This window comes from Stenotrophomonas sp. 115C5, from assembly GCF_056861055.1.
The window spans coordinates 304,645-319,886 of sequence record NZ_JBSPUQ010000003.1 but is presented as its reverse complement, the minus strand read 5'-3'; the positions used below and the strand labels follow the sequence as shown (position 1 = coordinate 319,886).

15 protein-coding genes are annotated in these 15,242 nt (G+C 68.1%); 1 reads left to right on the top strand and 14 read right to left on the bottom strand.

Annotated features, from left to right (window positions below; genetic code table 11):
• Positions 1-86: 86 nt before the first annotated feature.
• The 11 genes from hisIE to hisS form a co-directional block, all read right to left on the bottom strand.
• Complete coding sequence (gene hisIE, locus AC13FN_RS06785) at positions 87-707, bottom strand: bifunctional phosphoribosyl-AMP cyclohydrolase/phosphoribosyl-ATP diphosphatase HisIE (RefSeq protein WP_049436248.1); 621 nt, start codon at positions 705-707, stop codon at positions 87-89.
• Entirely contained in the window at positions 697-1,473 is a 777-nt protein-coding gene (hisF, locus tag AC13FN_RS06780; RefSeq protein WP_197646382.1) for an imidazole glycerol phosphate synthase subunit HisF, read from the bottom strand. Before hisF ends, hisIE begins: the two co-directional genes overlap by 11 nt.
• Positions 1,467-2,201, bottom strand: coding sequence for a 1-(5-phosphoribosyl)-5-[(5-phosphoribosylamino)methylideneamino]imidazole-4-carboxamide isomerase (hisA, locus tag AC13FN_RS06775; protein ID WP_054171607.1), 735 nt, complete (start codon positions 2,199-2,201; stop codon positions 1,467-1,469). The genes hisF and hisA overlap by 7 nt, the downstream gene beginning before the upstream one ends.
• Positions 2,198-2,800: an imidazole glycerol phosphate synthase subunit HisH gene (gene hisH, locus AC13FN_RS06770; protein WP_049436250.1), complete on the bottom strand. Its 603-nt coding sequence runs from the start codon at positions 2,798-2,800 to the stop codon at positions 2,198-2,200. Before hisH ends, hisA begins: the two co-directional genes overlap by 4 nt.
• On the bottom strand, positions 2,797-3,870 hold the full coding sequence (gene hisB / locus AC13FN_RS06765) for a bifunctional histidinol-phosphatase/imidazoleglycerol-phosphate dehydratase HisB (RefSeq protein ID WP_159360073.1): 1,074 nt from the start codon (positions 3,868-3,870) through the stop codon (positions 2,797-2,799). Before hisB ends, hisH begins: the two co-directional genes overlap by 4 nt.
• Entirely contained in the window at positions 3,867-4,961 is a 1,095-nt protein-coding gene (hisC, locus tag AC13FN_RS06760) for a histidinol-phosphate transaminase (RefSeq protein ID WP_482984765.1), read from the bottom strand. Before hisC ends, hisB begins: the two co-directional genes overlap by 4 nt.
• Entirely contained in the window at positions 4,958-6,253 is a 1,296-nt protein-coding gene (gene hisD, locus AC13FN_RS06755; protein WP_478416007.1) for a histidinol dehydrogenase, read from the bottom strand. Before hisD ends, hisC begins: the two co-directional genes overlap by 4 nt.
• Complete coding sequence (gene hisG / locus AC13FN_RS06750) at positions 6,250-7,161, bottom strand: ATP phosphoribosyltransferase (protein ID WP_053442918.1); 912 nt, start codon at positions 7,159-7,161, stop codon at positions 6,250-6,252. The genes hisD and hisG overlap by 4 nt, the downstream gene beginning before the upstream one ends.
• Before the next feature lie 34 nt (positions 7,162-7,195).
• A complete protein-coding gene (locus AC13FN_RS06745; RefSeq protein WP_162838414.1) occupies positions 7,196-7,504 on the bottom strand; it encodes a YerC/YecD family TrpR-related protein in 309 nt (102 codons plus the stop codon).
• Positions 7,505-7,800: 296 nt separating this feature from the next.
• Positions 7,801-8,094 carry a hypothetical protein gene (locus tag AC13FN_RS06740; RefSeq protein ID WP_049436257.1) on the bottom strand — a complete coding sequence of 98 codons (294 nt, stop codon included), beginning with the start codon at positions 8,092-8,094 and terminating at the stop codon, positions 7,801-7,803.
• Complete coding sequence (gene hisS, locus AC13FN_RS06735) at positions 8,094-9,491, bottom strand: histidine--tRNA ligase (RefSeq protein WP_049436258.1); 1,398 nt, start codon at positions 9,489-9,491, stop codon at positions 8,094-8,096. The genes AC13FN_RS06740 and hisS overlap by 1 nt, the downstream gene beginning before the upstream one ends.
• Before the next feature lie 127 nt (positions 9,492-9,618).
• Between hisS and AC13FN_RS06730 the strand changes: the two genes are divergently transcribed.
• Positions 9,619-10,365: a Crp/Fnr family transcriptional regulator gene (locus tag AC13FN_RS06730; protein WP_482984766.1), complete on the top strand. Its 747-nt coding sequence runs from the start codon at positions 9,619-9,621 to the stop codon at positions 10,363-10,365.
• 134 nt (positions 10,366-10,499) lie between these two features.
• Here AC13FN_RS06730 and thrC read toward each other — a convergent pair whose 3' ends face one another.
• The 3 genes from thrC to thrA are packed head-to-tail and all read right to left on the bottom strand — an operon-like array spanning position 10,500 to position 15,234.
• Entirely contained in the window at positions 10,500-11,789 is a 1,290-nt protein-coding gene (gene thrC / locus AC13FN_RS06725; protein ID WP_482984767.1) for a threonine synthase, read from the bottom strand.
• Positions 11,790-11,818: 29 nt separating this feature from the next.
• Complete coding sequence (locus AC13FN_RS06720; protein ID WP_217015718.1) at positions 11,819-12,733, bottom strand: homoserine kinase; 915 nt, start codon at positions 12,731-12,733, stop codon at positions 11,819-11,821.
• A complete protein-coding gene (gene thrA / locus AC13FN_RS06715; RefSeq protein ID WP_482984768.1) occupies positions 12,730-15,234 on the bottom strand; it encodes a bifunctional aspartate kinase/homoserine dehydrogenase I in 2,505 nt (834 codons plus the stop codon). Before thrA ends, AC13FN_RS06720 begins: the two co-directional genes overlap by 4 nt.
• Between the last annotated feature and the right edge of the window lie 8 nt (positions 15,235-15,242).

Genomic DNA, 15,242 nt, shown 5'->3' with positions numbered 1-15,242 from the left:
AAAGAAGAAGACCCTCTATTGTAGAGCCGAGCCAAGCTCAGCTGCATTGCAAAGGTGGGTGCGGACCGCTGGTCCGCACGCCTTCCTCAACGATGGCGCTTTTCCAGCACCGCCCGCGCATCCTCCAGCGACAAACCACGCGCGCGCAGCAGCACCAGCAGGTGGTACAGCAGGTCCGATGCCTCGCCCAGCAGCGCTTCATCGTCCTGCGCCACCGCCGCCAGGGCGGTCTCCACGCCCTCCTCGCCCACCTTCTGCGCGATGCGGCGGATGCCGCCCTCGAACAGGCTGGTGGTGTAGCTGCCCGGTGGCCGCTGCGCCTCGCGCATCGCCACCAGCTGGCCCAGCCCGCCCAGGAAGTCCTTCGGCGCCTGGTCGAAACAGCTCTCGGCGCCGGTATGGCAGGTCGGCCCGGCGGGACGTGCCATCACCAGCAACGTATCGGCATCGCAGTCGACGCTGATCGACTGCACCACCAGCACGTTGCCGGACTGCTCACCCTTGGTCCACAACCGTTGCTTGCTGCGGCTGAAGAAAGTCATGTGGCCGATGGCCAACGTGGCCGCCAGCGACTCTGCGCTGACATAGCCCAGCATCAGCACCTGCAGGGTATCGGCATCCTGCACCACCGCCGGCAACAGGCCGTCGCCCTTGCCCCAGTCCAGCGCCTGCAACGCGTCCAAGGACGGCCTGATTTCAATAGACATCCCGCACCTCGATCTGCTGTCCACGCAGGTAGCGCTTCAATTCTGGAATGGCGATGGCGCCGCTGTGGAACACGCTGGCAGCCAGCGCGCCGTCTACGTCCGCCTGGTCGAAGGCTTCGGCGAAGTGCTCCATCGCACCGGCACCGCCAGAGGCGATCAACGGTACCTGGCACAGTGTCCGCGCCTGCTGCAGTTGCACGACATCGTAGCCACGGCGCACGCCGTCGCTGTCCATGCAGTTCAGCACGATCTCACCGGCGCCCCGCCGTTGCGCCTCGACAATCCAGTCCAGGGTGCGCAGTGGCACCGCCTGGGTCTTGTCCGGGTCTCCGCTGAAACGGCGCACCCGCCACTGGCCATCCGCTTCGCGCACCGAATCGACACCGACCACCACGCATTGCACGCCGAACTCGTCGGCCAGTTCTGTGATCAGTTCGGGACGGCCCAGCGCAGGCGAGTTGATCGACACCTTGTCGGCGCCGGCGAACAACACGCGACGCGCAGTTTCCACGCTGTCGATGCCACCGGCCACGCAGAACGGAATGTCGATCAGCCGCGCGATGCGCTCGATCCAGGCCACGTCCACTGAACGCGCCTCGGGACTGGCGCCGATGTCATAGAACACCAGCTCGTCCGCCCCCTGGTCACGGTAGCGCTGTGCCAACTCAGCGATGTCGCCCATGTCGACGTGGTCGCGGAAGCGCACACCCTTGACCACGCGGCCATCGCGCACGTCCAGGCAGGGAATGATACGGCGGCTCAACATGCCAGCGCCTCCGCCAGGTCCATGCGCTGCTCCAGCAGTGCCTTGCCGAGGATGGCACCACCGCAGCCGGCGGCACGGGCCTCGGCCACATCGGCCACGTCGCGGATGCCACCGGAGGCCTGCACCGCCACACCCGGCAGCAAGCCCGACAGGTGCTGGTAGAGGCCGATGTTGGGCCCGGCCAGCATGCCGTCGCGGGCGATGTCGGTGCACAGCAGGTGGCGCATGCCGGCGCGCGCGTAGCGCTGCGCCAGCTCATCCAGGGTCACCCCGGCGTTCTCGGTCCAGCCGTGCACCGGCAGCTGCCACTGGCCCTGCGCATCCTGACGAGCGTCCAGCGCAATGGTGATGCGCTCGGTACCGAACTCTTCCAGCCAGCCGACCACTTCATCGGGATGACGCACGGCCAGCGAACCTACCACCACGCGGGCGGCGCCGGCATCGAGGATGCGCGCTACATCGGCGCGGCCGCGCACGCCACCACCGGTCTGCACCTGCAGCGGCGTCTGCGCGCGGATCGACGACAGCAGCGGTGCCAGCGTGTAGCCACCGGCGCGTGCAGCGTCCAGGTCGACCAGATGCATCCACTGCGCACCTCGCGCGGCGAAGGCCTGCGCGCGTGGCAATGGATCGTCGCCATAGGTGGTTTCCTGCGCGTAGTCGCCCTGGCGCAGCCGCACCACGCGGCCATCGCGGATATCCAGCGCGGGGTAGACGATGAAACTCATGCAGCGGTGCCCTCGAGGAAATTGCGCAGCATCAGCGAGCCGGTCTCGCCGGAGCGCTCGGGGTGGAACTGTGCGCCGTAGTAACGCCCCTGCTCCACCACGGCAGTGAACAGGCCGCCGTGGTCGCAAGCGGCGACGGTGTGGGTATTGAGCGGCGCCGCATAGCTGTGCACGAAGTAGGCGCTGGCGCGCTCCGGTACACCGCGCAGCAGCAGCGATTCGCGCAGCGGCAGCAGCCGGTTCCAGCCCATGTGCGGCACGCGGATGCCGCAGGCCGGCACCAGCTTGCGCACCACGCCGGGAATCAGCCCCAGTGTCTCCACGCCCGCTTCCTCGGAGCGCTCGAACAGCAGCTGCATTCCGAGGCAGATGCCCATCAGCGGTACCTCCAGTCGCTGCAGCGGCTCGACCAGGCCTTGCGCGTGCAGGCGCTGCATGCCTGGACCAGCCGCACCGACGCCGGGCAGGATCACCCGCTGCGCGCCGGCCAGCCCATCGGCATCGCGCACCAGCCGAACGCTTGCGCCGAGGCGTTCAAGCGCATAGCGCACCGAACCAAGATTGGCACCACCCGCGTCGATCAGCGCGACGTCGCTCACAACGCCCCCTTGGTGGAAGGCAGCGCGGTGCCCTGCCGGGCCAACGCTGGACGCAGCGCACGCGCCAGCGCCTTGAAGCAGGCCTCGACCTTGTGGTGATCGTTGTCACCGCGCACCTGCAGGTTGAGGTTCAGGCCGCTGGCATCGCACAGCGAACGGAAGAAGTGCGGCACCAGCTCGGTCGGCATGTCGCCCACCCGCTCGCGCTTAAACTCACCCTCGAACACGAAGTACGGCCGGCCGCTGAAATCCAGTGCCGCGCTGGCCAGGGTCTCGTCCATCGGCAGGGTGAAACCGTAGCGACCAATGCCGCGCTTGTCGCCCAGCGCCTCGCGCAGGGCCTGGCCCAATGCGAGCCCGGTGTCTTCGATGGTGTGGTGCTCGTCGATGTGCAGGTCACCCTCGGCCTGGATGTCCAGCGCGAAGCCACCGTGCTTGCCGATCTGTTCCAGCATGTGGTCGAAGAACGGCAGGCCGGTGGAGATGCGTGCATCGCCCGCACGATCCAGGTCCAGCTCAACGCGGATCTTCGTTTCCTTGGTATTGCGCTGGACTACTGCGGTGCGTGGCGCGTCGGCCAGCGCGTGGGCGATGCCCGGCCAGTCCCACTCGCCACCGAACTGCTCGGTGCGCAGCTGGAAACCGCGGATGTTGAGGTTGTCGGCAAACTGCAGATCGGTGATGCGGTCACCCACCATGCCGGAGCGTGCCCAGTCGATGCTGCGATCCTGCAGGTAGGCGGTCATCAGGCCGATGCCCGGCTTGCGGGTCGGCGCGTTGTCCTGCGGCCAGCTGCAATCGATCAGCACGTCACGGAAGGTAATGCCCTGGCTCTCGAAGATCTGCAGCATCAGCTCGTTGGGGCCATCGAAGCTGGCACGTGGGTAGCTGTCGCTGCCCAGGCCATCCTGGTTGGTGACGATCACGAACTGGTAGCCGGCATCCCGCAGCTTCAGCAGCGCCGGGATCACCTGCGGCACGAAGCGCAGCTTCTCGTAGGCGTCGATCTGGAAATCGGACGGCTCCTCGATGAGGGTGCCGTCGCGGTCGATGAACAGGATCGGGGTCATGCTGCGGCCCTCCGCGCCGACAGGGCCGCAAGCACGCGGTCGTTCTCTTCGGGGCTGCCGATGCTGATGCGCAGGGCATCGCCCAGTTGCGGCGCGGCGCGCTGATCGCGCACCACCACGCCAGCAGCCAGCAGCGTATCGAACGCGGCCTGGGCATCGGCGAAGCGCACCAGCAGATAGTTGCCGGACGAGGCATGCACGCGGCGCACGCCGGGCAGGCCAGGCAGCGACGCGAACAGGCGTTCGCGCTCGGCGATGACCGTGGCCACGCGCTCAGCAGTGCGTGCCAGCGCGGCCGGCTGCAGTGCCTGCACGGCCAGGTCCGCGCATGGGGTCGGCACGGGGTACGGTGCTTGGCAGCGGCGCAGCACGGCAATCAGCTCCGGTGCGGCGATAAGGGTGCCGATTCGGGCCGCGGCCAGCGCGTGCGTCTTCGACAGCGTACGCAGCACGGCGACGTTGGCATGCGCGGTCAGCAGCGTGGTTGCCGACGGGCGTTGTGCGTACTCAACATAGGCCTCGTCGACCACTACCAGCGCCTGCCCGCGCAGAGCAGTGGCCACCCGCTCGATCTCGTCCAGGCCGATATCGCTGCCGGCCGGGTTGGACGGTGCGCACAGGAAGACCAGCTTGGCGTTGCGCGACTTGGCCGTATCGATCACCGCATCCAGATCCGCACGCAAACCGTCTTCGGTATCCACCAGCGGCACTTCAAGCAGTGCGGCGCCCTGCAGGCGTGCACAGACCGCGTACATGCCGAACACCGGCGGTGTGACCAGCACGCCATCGCGGCCCGGCACGCACAGCGCGCGCACCAGCAGATCAATGGCTTCGTCGCTGCCGCGACCGATCAGCAGCTGCTGTGGCGTCACGCCGTACAGCGCCGCCAGTCCCTCGCGCAATGCCAACGGCTGCGGTTCGGGATAGCGCCGGCTGCTGCCTGCGGCATCAGCGGGATTGGCCCAGGCCGACTCATTGGCGTTCAACCAGACCTCGCCCTGCACCGCCGCACTGCGCGCCGAGCTGTAGCCGGCGAAGGCCTGCAGATCCGGGCGCACCAGTGCCAGCACGTCATCAATGGCGGCGCTCATGCGGCGGCCTCCATGCGCAGGGCAACCGCACGTTCGTGCGCGTCCAGGCCTTCAGCGCTGGCGATGATGCGTGCGCAGCCGCCGATTGCCGCCAGGCCGGCGGCGCTGGCGCTCTGCACGCTGATCAGGTTCTGGAAGCTGGCCACGCTGACACCACTGTAAGCACGCGCGGCACCGGACGTGGGTAGCACGTGGTTGGTGCCGCTGCAGTAGTCGCCCAGTGCTTCGGGGGTGTAATCCCCCAGGAACACCGAGCCGGCCGCCTGCACCTTGTCCAGCCACGCGCGCGGGTCGCGCAGGGCCAGGATCAGGTGTTCGGGCGCATAGCGGTTGCTGATCGCGAAGGCTTCGTCCAGCGAATCGACCTGGATCAGGCGCGAGGCCGACAACGCCTGGCGTGCGATCTGCTGGCGCGGCAGCAGGGCCACCTGGCGCTCCACTTCGGCCTCGACCGCCGCCAGCATCGCGGCATCGTCGGTCAGCAGCAGCACCTGCGAATCCGGGCCGTGCTCGGCCTGAGACAGCAGGTCGGCGGCCACGAAGGCTGGATTGGCGCCGGCATCGGCAATCACCAGCACCTCCGAAGGACCCGCCGGCATGTCGATGGCGGCGGCGCCGTCCTGTGCCACCTGCTGTTTGGCTTCGGTCACGAAGCTGTTGCCGGGCCCGAACAGCTTGTCGCAGGCCGGAATGCTGGCCGTGCCGTAAGCCATGGCCGCGACGGCCTGCGCGCCGCCCAGCTTGAATACACGCTGCACGCCGGTCAGGCGCGCGGCCACCAGCACCGCCGGATCCGCGCTGCCATCGGCGCGCGGCGGCGTGCACAAGACCACCTGCGGGCAACCAGCCAACCGTGCCGGCACACCCAGCATCAGCGCGGTGGACGGCAGCGGCGCACTGCCGGCCGGTACGTACAGGCCGACCCGGCCGATCGGCCGCAGCATGCGTTCGCAGACCACGCCCGGTGCGGTCTCCACGGCATAGCCCTTGCCCATGCCAGCCTCATGGAAGCGCGTGATGCGCTCGGCAGCTTCGACCATCGCCTGGCGCAGTTCGGCCGGCACCGCCGCTTCGGCGGCCGCGAACTCGGCTTCGGACACTTCAAAGGAGACCAGCTCGACACCATCGAAACGTGCGGTGATCGCACGCAGCGCGTCGTCGCCCTGCCCGCGCACTTGGGCGATCAGCGTAGCCACCGCGTCACGGGTCTGTTGCGCCACGGTCTGCACCGGGCGGGTCAATGCCGCGCTGCGCGCGGCCTCATCAAGTTGCGACCAGATCAGACGGTTCATGCCAGCGACCGCTCCACGCTCAGTACCATCAGGCCTTGCGCACCCGCGCGCTCAAGTTCCTCCATGCGCTGCCAGCTCAACGGGCCGGGGCACATGGTCTGCAAGCGCAGCGCGCCGCCATCGGCCGGCAGCCGCACCAGCGGCTCGGCATCGGCCAGCAACTGCGACAGCGCATCGACGCGATCCTCGCTGGCGCGGAACATCAGCAGCTTGCGGTCCTGGCGCTGCACCACGCCGTCGAGACGGCGCAGCAGCATCGCGCGCAGCGACGCGCGAGCGTCATCCGGCACGCGCACCGCGCCAGCCAGCACCGCCTCGCTGTCGAGCAGGTTGTGCACCGGGGTCAACTGGTTGGCGCGCAGCGTGGCGCCGCTGGAGACCAGGTCGCAGATCAAGTCGGCGGTACCCAGGCGCGGCGCGATTTCCACCGACCCGGACAGCTCGACCACCTGCGCATCCACGCCCTGCTCATCCAGCCACTGCTTGAGGATGGCCGGGTAACTGGTGGCGATGCGGGTGCCGGCCAGCTGCGCCGGGCCCTGCCACTGCCATTCCTCGGGCACCGCCAGCATCAGCCGGCACTGGCCGAAGCCCAGCCCGCGCAGCGCCTGATAAGCATCCGGCAGGCCGATCTGGCGACGCGCCGCGGCCTGCTCATCCAGTTCATTGCGGCCAACGATGCCGAGGTCGCAGACGCCGTCGGCGATCAGGCCGGGAATATCGTCGTCGCGCACCAGCAACAGATCCACCGGCAGCGATTCGCCGTAGCAGAACAGCTTGTCGCGGCTCTCGCGCCAGCTCAGGCCACAGGCGCTGAGCAGGTTGCGGGCGGGCTCGGCCAGCCGGCCACTCTTCTGGATGGCGATACGCAACCGGTCTCGTGCCGGCGCTGCCTGGGTTGCACTCATGGGGGAGGTCTCGAAGTTCGGAACGGGGCGCGGATCAGCGCGAAGCAAGGCGGTCGATGGCAGCGGCATAGCCTCGATGGCCATGCTCGAGCGTGCGTGCCACTCGCCCGGTGGTGGTCACGCTGACGCCGGTGCGCTCGTGGATCTCGCGATACGGCACGCCCTGCTGCAGCAGCGGCACCACCTTCCAGCGGTCGGCCATGGCTTCCAGCTCGGCCGGCGTGCACAGGTCGCGCAGGAACGCTTCCACCTGCTCCGGCTCGCGCAGGGCAGCAAAGGCCTGGGCCAGGGCTTGCAGGTCGGCCTTCGGGTCTTTGGCGGCAATGTCGGGGCGGGCTTTCACGGGGTCGTTTCCATGCATCAATGTAATAGCGCGTTAGTACATTAACGCATTCTTTCGCACTGCGTCAAATCGAGGGTTGAGGGGGCGGCAGGGCTGCTGCCCTGCACCCGCCAAGAGCGAGAGCAAAAGCAAATGCTGATGTCCTGAGCGTTGGCCGCGATCTGTCAGAACAGCGTGGATCGGATCGGAACCGGCTTTTGTAGAGTCGAGCCATGCTCGACTGCGCTTCGTCCGGAAACGCAGAACGCCCACCAAAGGGCGGGCGTTCTGCTTTCAAATCAACAATCTGGCCCAACTCAAGGCAGGCAACGCAGCTCGGCCTGCAGCGCACCGCGCCGCAGGCATTCGCCGAACAGGCTGCCCTTCCGGCTTGGCAGGGACTGGATGTTCTCCAACGCCCCTGCGCCCGCCGGGCACTTCCGCAAAGCCAGGGCCTGCAGGTCATCCTCCAGCTGCGCGCGGTCGATCACGTGGCAGCGATCAACCTGCAGCCGGTAGTGCGCTGGACCGATCCGCGCACTGTGCAGCGCCGGGTCGCTCTGACAGCCCGCCAACAGGAGCACGCTCAGCGCCCCTGCGGCGGCCCGCATCACGCCATCGCCCTGGACTGCTCCAGCTCCACCTGCAGGGTGCTGGCCAGCTCGTCACGGGAAACTTCGAACTGCTGCTCGCGCAGCAGGTCCTTCACCGCCACCACGCCGCGCGCCAGTTCGTCCTCACCGGCCAGCACCACGAAGCGGATGCCCGCCTTGGCCGCGTACTGGAACTGCTTGCCGATCTTCTTCGGCTCCATCTGCACTTCGGTGTTGATGCCACCGGCGCGCAGGCGGCGCGCGATGTCCAGCGACTGCGGCATGCCCTGCTCGTCCATCAGTGCTACCAGCGCCTGCACGCTGCTGCCTTCGATGCCCTCGATCAGGCCAGCTTCGCGCAGCTGCCAGAACAGGCGCGACAGGCCAATGGAGATGCCCACGCCCGGCAGCTTCGACTTGCTGTAGTGGCTGGCCAGGTCTTCGTAGCGGCCGCCCGAGCAGATCGAGCCGATCTGCGGGTGATCGGTCAGCGTGGTCTCGTAGACGGTGCCGGTGTAGTAGTCCAGGCCGCGCGCAATAGAGAAGTTCAGGCAGTACGCGGTTTCCGGCACGCCCAGCGCCTGCACCAGCTGCAGTACTTCGCGCAGTTCGGCAACACCGGTACGCAGGATCTCCGAAGAACCGGCGTCGGCTTCAAGCGTGGCCAGCTGCGCCAGCGCATCGGCATGACCCTGCGAACGCACGGCCACGAATGCCAGGATCTTCTCGACCTGCTCGGCCGGAATCTCGAAGCCCTCGCCCACCAGCGTCTCGCGCACGTAATCGGCACCGCGCTTGTCCAGCTTGTCCACTTCGCGCAGTACCGCCAGCTGGCGCTCGCCTTCGGCCACGCCCAGGCTTTCGAAGAAACCGCGCATCAGCTTGCGGTTGTTCAGCTGGATGCTGAAATCACCAATGCGCAGCTCCGAGAACACCGCGTGGATGACCGCCAGCACTTCGGCGTCGTAACGTACGCTCAGGCTGTCCTTGCCGATCACGTCGATGTCGCACTGGTAGAACTCGCGGAAACGACCGCGCTGGGCACGCTCGCCGCGGTACACGCGCTGCATTTGGTAGCGGCGGAACGGGAAGGTCAGTTCGTGTTCGTGCTCGGCCACGTAGCGTGCCAGCGGCACGGTCAGGTCGAAGCGCAGCGCCATTTCCGGCAGCGAACGGTCACCCGATTCGGCGGCATTGGCCAACGCACCGGTGGACTGCACGAAGTACACCTGGCGCTCAGTCTCGCCGCCGGACTTGGTCAGCAGCACGTCGGACAGCTCGAACACCGGCGTCTCCACCGGCAGGAACCCGAAGCGCTCGTAGTTGCGGCGGATGACGTCCAGCATGCGCTGGAACGCAATCTGCTCGCGCGGCAGCAGCTCAAGGGTGCCGGGCGGGGTACGGGGCTTGATCACGGGCGGAACTCCTGCTGGAACGGGACGTGGGAGGGGGCGACATTCTAGCGCCCCCGCCTCGGGCAGGGTCGAACGGCCGCTTGAAGTATCATAAGGCCCTCCCCCGCCCGCGATACGCCCACGCAACATGTCCCGGCCTTCCGGCGCTCCGCCCGCCACCAACGATCCCGCCTCGCCGTCCTGCGCCACGCTGGACTGCCTGCACTGCTCGGTTCGCCACCTTGCGGTGTGCTCGGCGCTGTCGCCCGATGAAGTGCAGGCGCTGGAGCAGGTCACCGTCTCGCAGCAGGTCAGCATGGGCAGCACGCTGGCCCGCACCGGTGAAGAGCGCGACCATGTCTATACATTGACCGGCGGCGCACTGCGCCTGGTACGCACCCTGGCCGACGGCCGGCGCCAGATCAACGGCTTCGTGCTGCCCGGCGACTACCTGGGCCTGAGCGGCAGCGACTACCATCGCTACGACATCGAGGCCATCGCCGACAGCCGCGTCTGCCGCGTCGCGCTGCCGCAGATGAAGGCACTGCGCAGCCGCTTTCCGCACCTGGAGCGCAAGCTGCTGCAGCGTGCCTGCCAGGAACTGGATGCCGCACAGGATGCTGCGCTGGCACTGGCACGCCTGCAGCCAGCCGAGAAGCTGGCCGATTTCCTGCTGCGCCTGGCCGCGCGCGAGGCCAAGCTGGGCGGCGACGGCCTGCGCGTGTCGCTGCCGATGGGCCGTGGCGATATCGCCGACCACCTGGGCCTGACCATGGAAACGGTCAGCCGTACCTTCACCAAGCTGCGCCAGCAGGGGCTGATCGCCCTGCCCCACCTGAACGTGGTGGAGATCCTTGACGAGGACGGGCTGCGCACGCTGGCGGGTGAAGGTTGATCTGAGGGTTTCGCAGTTCATGGGGTTGCCGGCCAGCGGCCGGCACTACCCGTGTTGCGCGAAGGGCATTGTAGAGTCGAGCCATGCTCGACTCATCGCGCCGTGCGCGAACAGCAGCCGAGCATGGCTCGGCTCTACATGAGAGCCAACATCTCACGCAACGCCGCGTAATCGGCCGCCAATGGCTCGGCGTGCGCCGGTCGCTGCAGCAGCGCGCCCAACGCCGGCGGCACGGCCACTGATTCGCCAATCAACGGCTCCACCACTGCCTCGAACTTGGCCGGATGTGCGGTAGCCACCACCGCCCAGTCGCCCTTGGCTCCGCGCGCGCGCAGGTCCTGCAGCACCTTCACCGCCGTCGCCGTGTGCGGACAGAACAATTCACCACTGCTGGCGTGCGCCGCCGCAATCGTCGCACGGATGGTCACGTCGTCCACCGCGAACGCGCGGAAGGCCGCGCGCAGCTCTGCGTCATCTCCTTGGTAAAGCCAGCGCAGGCGCTCGAAGTTGCTGGGCGCCCCTACGTCCATTGCGTTTGCAACGGTGGCCACGCTGGCCTGCGGCTGGTAGTCGCCACCATTGAAGTACGCCGGCAGTACCGCATTGGCATTGGTGGCCAGCACGATCTGCCCGATCGGCACGCCCAGCGTGCGCGCCAGCACGGCCGCCATCGCGTTGCCAAGATTGCCGGTCGGCACCACCAGGTTGAGCCGGCGACGGGTGTCAGCGTGATGGGACAGTGCCGCATGCGCGTAATAACTCATCTGCGGCAGCAGGCGGCCGAGGCTGATGCTGTTGGCCGAACTCAACGGCACCTGCGCCTGCAGTTCGCGGTCAGCCAGCGCCTGCTTGACCATCGCCTGGCAGTCGTCGAAGGCACCGGCCACGCGCAGCGCCTGGATGTTGTCGCCGAAGCAGCCGAGCTGATGCGCCTGCCGTGGTGACACGCGGCCATCCGGATACAGCACCACCACGCGCACGCCGGGCTGGCGATGGAACGCCGCCGCCACCGCGGCACCGGTATCGCCGGAGGTGGCGACGACGATCGTCAGGTCGCGATCCTGGCCAGCCTGCAGCCGCGACAGCGTACCGGCCAGGAAGCGCGCACCGATATCCTTGAACGCCGCCGTCGGCCCATGGAACAGCTCCAGCACATGGTCACCGCCGCCCAGTGGACGCAGCGGTACCGGAAAGTCGAACGCCTCGCGGCAGATCGATGGCAGCGCTGCCTCCAGAGCATCGCCTGCAAAGAACGGTGCCAGCAGATCGGCGGCGGTATCGGCCAGCGTTGCGCCGGCCTGCAGCTCACGTGGCGCCGGCAGCACCTGCGGAACATACAGCCCACCATCGGGCGCCAATCCTGCAGCGATCGCCGCGCTGAGGCCAACGGCCGGGGACTGGCCGCGGGTCGAGACAAATTGCATGGGTTGGGTATCCAGTAAAGGGGAAGGATTCAGCACAAGCGGGCTCCCGGTGCATCCAGCGGCGACACCCAGGCATCGCTGTCGAAACCGGCGGCGGCGAATGCCGCCTGCACCGGTGCGGCAGCGGCGCGGGCCTGGTCGGCGTCCTCGAACCAGGCGAAGACGCTGGGGCCCGCGCCCGAAATGCCCGCGCCCAGCGCATGCACAGACAGCGCCGCATCGCGTGCGGCCTCGAAGCCCGCAATCAGGCCGGCGCGGCGCGGCTCCACCAGCACATCACGCAGGCCAGCACGGACCAGCGCGGCGTCGCTGCGATGGCAGCCGCTGAGTACCAGCGCGAGGTTCGCACTCTGTGCCACGAATTCACCCAGCGCATAGCTGCCCTGCAGCGCCTGGCGTGCGCGGCGTGTTTCCAGCACCGCGTGCGGATGCACCAGCAGGCTGTGCCAGGTAGCCGGTACCGGAATCGGCAGCAGGCGGTCGGCCGTGCACAGCGCAAGCCCGCCCAGCAGCAATGGCCCCACGTTGTCACCGTGACGGCCACCACTGGCCACCGCCTCGCCATCCAGCGCAAACGGATACAGCGCCTCGCGCGTCAGCGGCGCATCCAGTAGTGCATTGGCGGCAACCAGCGCAGCGACGCACGACGCTGCCGAGCCGCCCATGCCGGAACCGAATGGAATGCCCTTGTCGATCTCCACCGCGAATCCGAAGTCCAGAGCCAGCCCTGCGCGAAGCGACATCAGCGCAGCACCTGCGGTGTTTCCAGCCGCATCCAGTGGCAGCTCGACCGCACTGCCACGTATCGCATCGATGCGCACCACCGGCTCATCGATGCGGCGCACGCTCACGGTATCGCCAACTCCGGCAATGGCATGACCAAGAATGTCGAAGCCCACCGCCACGTTGGCCACCGAGGCAGGCGCGAACGCACGTGCGATCACAGGCGCGCTCCTTCGCCGGCGGCCACCCGCAGCAGGTCGGCGAACACGCCCGCGGCGGTCACTTCCGGTCCGGCGCCGGGCCCCTGCACCACCAGCGGGTTGTCGCAGTATCGACGGGTGCGGAACTGCACCACGTTGTCGGTCAGCCGCAGGTTGGCGAAGGCGTGATCGGCGGGCAGTTCCTGCAGGCCCACCGAGGCGCCGTCGGCACCCAACTGCGCCACGTAGCGCAGGACCGAGCCACGCGCCCGCGCGTCCTGCAGGCGCTGAAGCAGGCTGGCATCGGACTCGCCCAGCCGCGCCATGAAGTCATCCACGCTGCCGTCGCGCAGCAGCGCCGGCACCAGGCTTTCCACCTGTACCTGTTCCAGGCTGAGCGCGTGGCCGGCTTCGCGGGCAAGGATCACCAGCTTGCGCGCCACGTCCACACCGGACAGATCATCACGCGGGTCCGGTTCGGTGTAGCCCATCGACCGCGCCTGCGCCACCAACTGCGAGAAGGGCTGACTGCCGTCGAAACGATTGAACAGCCAGGCCAGCGTGCCGGAGAAAATGCCTTCAATCGCCAGCACCTCGTCACCGGTATCGACCAGATCGCGCAGCGTGGTGATCACCGGTAGGCCCGCGCCTACCGTGGCTTCGTAGCGGAAGCGCGCACCACTGGCCGCCGCGGCGGCGCGGATGCGCTGGTAACGCGGCAGCGGGCCGGCGCCAGCCTGTTTGTTCGGGGTGACCACATGGATGCCGGCCGCCAGCCAGCCCTCGTAACGCTCAGCCACCTCGGCGCTGCCGCTGCAGTCGATCACCACCGCATGCGGCAGGTGCGCGGCCAGCAGGTGTTCGGTGAAGCGATCCAGATCACTGGATTCGCCCGCGTCCCGCAGCGCTTCGCGCCAGTCTGCATGCAGGCCATCCACTTCAAGCCGCATGCGCGAACGCGAGGCCAGCGCGCGCAGGCGCAGATCCACATTGGCCTTGGCCAGCAGCTGCGGGCGGGCGGCCAGCAGCTGGTCCAGCAGTGCGGCACCGACATTGCCCGGCCCGATCACACCCACCGCGAAGGTCTGAGGCGACAGCCAGAAACCGGCATGCGCCGCGCGCAGCGCACGGGTCGCATCGGCGCTGTCCACCGCCACCGAGATGTTGCGTTCGGACGAACCCTGTGCGATCGCCAGGATGTTCACCTGCGCACGCCCCAGTGCCTCGAACAGGCGTGCGGCCACACCCGGCTGGCCGGCCATGCCGTCACCCACCGCCGCCAGTACGCTGACGCCCTCACTGACCTGCACGCGCTGCACCTGCCCGACCGACAGTTCATGCGCGAACGCGTGCAGCAGCGCCTCGCGGCCACGCGCCGCTTCGGCAGCACGCACCACGCAGCAGATCGAATGCTCCGACGAACCCTGCGAGATCATCACCACCGACACCTGTGCCTGGCGCAGGGCCGCGAACACGCGCTCGGCGGTACCGGGCACGCCGATCAGACCCGTGCCTTCCAGGTTCAGCAGGGACAGCCCGGGGCTCAGGGTCAGGCCCTTCACCGGTCCACGCGGCGAGCGTTCGGCACTGATACGCGTACCCGGATGCGCGGGCTGGAACGTATTGCGGATGAAGATCGGCAGCCCGAGACGGATCGCCGGCGACATGGTCTGCGGGTGCACCACCTTGGCACCGAAGTAGGCCAGTTCGCAGGCTTCGTCGTAGCTCAGCGATTCCAGCTGCACGGCTTCAGGCACCAGCCGCGGGTCGGCCGACAGCACGCCATCGACGTCGGTCCAGATGTGCAGTTCATCGGCATTGAACAGCGCAGCAAAGATCGCACCGGAGTAGTCGCTGCCGTTGCGGCCGAGCGTGGTGATGCGGTCATCGCGATCACGTGCGACGAATCCGGTGGCAACCAGGCGCGACTGTGGATGCTGCAGGCGCCACTTGGCAAGGCGATCAGCACTGGCCTCCCAGTCGACATCCACGCCCAGTTCGCCATGCCCGACGACCAGTACCTCGCGCGCATCGAGCACCGCACAGTCTTCTCCCACTGCACGCAGGTGGGTACCAAGCAGCTGCGCGGAGAACACTTCGCCCAGCCCCTGCACGCGGTCCAGAACCTCGCGCGGCAGCTCGCCGATCACCGCCAGCGCGGCCAGCACTTCGGCCAGCTGCTCGAAGCGGGCGTCGATCCATTCGACCGTCTCGCCCACCTGCTCGCCCAACAGCGCCACGGCAGCGCCGCGATGTCGCGCGCGCAGCGCATGCCAGGCTTCACGCCAGCCTTCATCACCTTTGGCCGCCAGCTCTGCCAGCTCGATCAGCGCGTCGGTAACGCCCTTCATCGCCGAGACGACAGTGACCTGCAGCGATTCGGGACGGGCCAGCAGCAGGCCGGCAACATGGCGGTAACGTTCGGCATCGGCCACCGAGGTGCCACCGAACTTGTGCACGACAATGGACGGTGCAGCCAGGTCGGCCGGGGCAACGGGATGAGCGGGGGCGTAGGAAGACATGCAGACCT

Excerpts from the sequence above, each read along its gene's own strand:
- hisIE (WP_049436248.1), bottom strand. The coding sequence starts at position 707 with ATGTCTATTGAAATCAGGCCGTCCTTGGACGCGTTGCAGGCGCTGGAC.
- hisF (WP_197646382.1), bottom strand. The coding sequence starts at position 1,473 with ATGTTGAGCCGCCGTATCATTCCCTGCCTGGACGTGCGCGATGGCCGC.
- hisA (WP_054171607.1), bottom strand. The coding sequence starts at position 2,201 with ATGAGTTTCATCGTCTACCCCGCGCTGGATATCCGCGATGGCCGCGTG.
- hisB (WP_159360073.1), bottom strand. The coding sequence starts at position 3,870 with ATGACCCCGATCCTGTTCATCGACCGCGACGGCACCCTCATCGAGGAG.
- hisC (WP_482984765.1), bottom strand. The coding sequence starts at position 4,961 with ATGAGCGCCGCCATTGATGACGTGCTGGCACTGGTGCGCCCGGATCTG.
- hisD (WP_478416007.1), bottom strand. The coding sequence starts at position 6,253 with ATGAACCGTCTGATCTGGTCGCAACTTGATGAGGCCGCGCGCAGCGCG.
- hisG (WP_053442918.1), bottom strand. The coding sequence starts at position 7,161 with ATGAGTGCAACCCAGGCAGCGCCGGCACGAGACCGGTTGCGTATCGCC.
- AC13FN_RS06740 (WP_049436257.1), bottom strand. The coding sequence starts at position 8,094 with ATGCGGGCCGCCGCAGGGGCGCTGAGCGTGCTCCTGTTGGCGGGCTGT.
- AC13FN_RS06730 (WP_482984766.1), top strand. The coding sequence starts at position 9,619 with ATGTCCCGGCCTTCCGGCGCTCCGCCCGCCACCAACGATCCCGCCTCG.
- thrC (WP_482984767.1), bottom strand. The coding sequence starts at position 11,789 with ATGCAATTTGTCTCGACCCGCGGCCAGTCCCCGGCCGTTGGCCTCAGC.
- thrA (WP_482984768.1), bottom strand. The coding sequence starts at position 15,234 with ATGTCTTCCTACGCCCCCGCTCATCCCGTTGCCCCGGCCGACCTGGCT.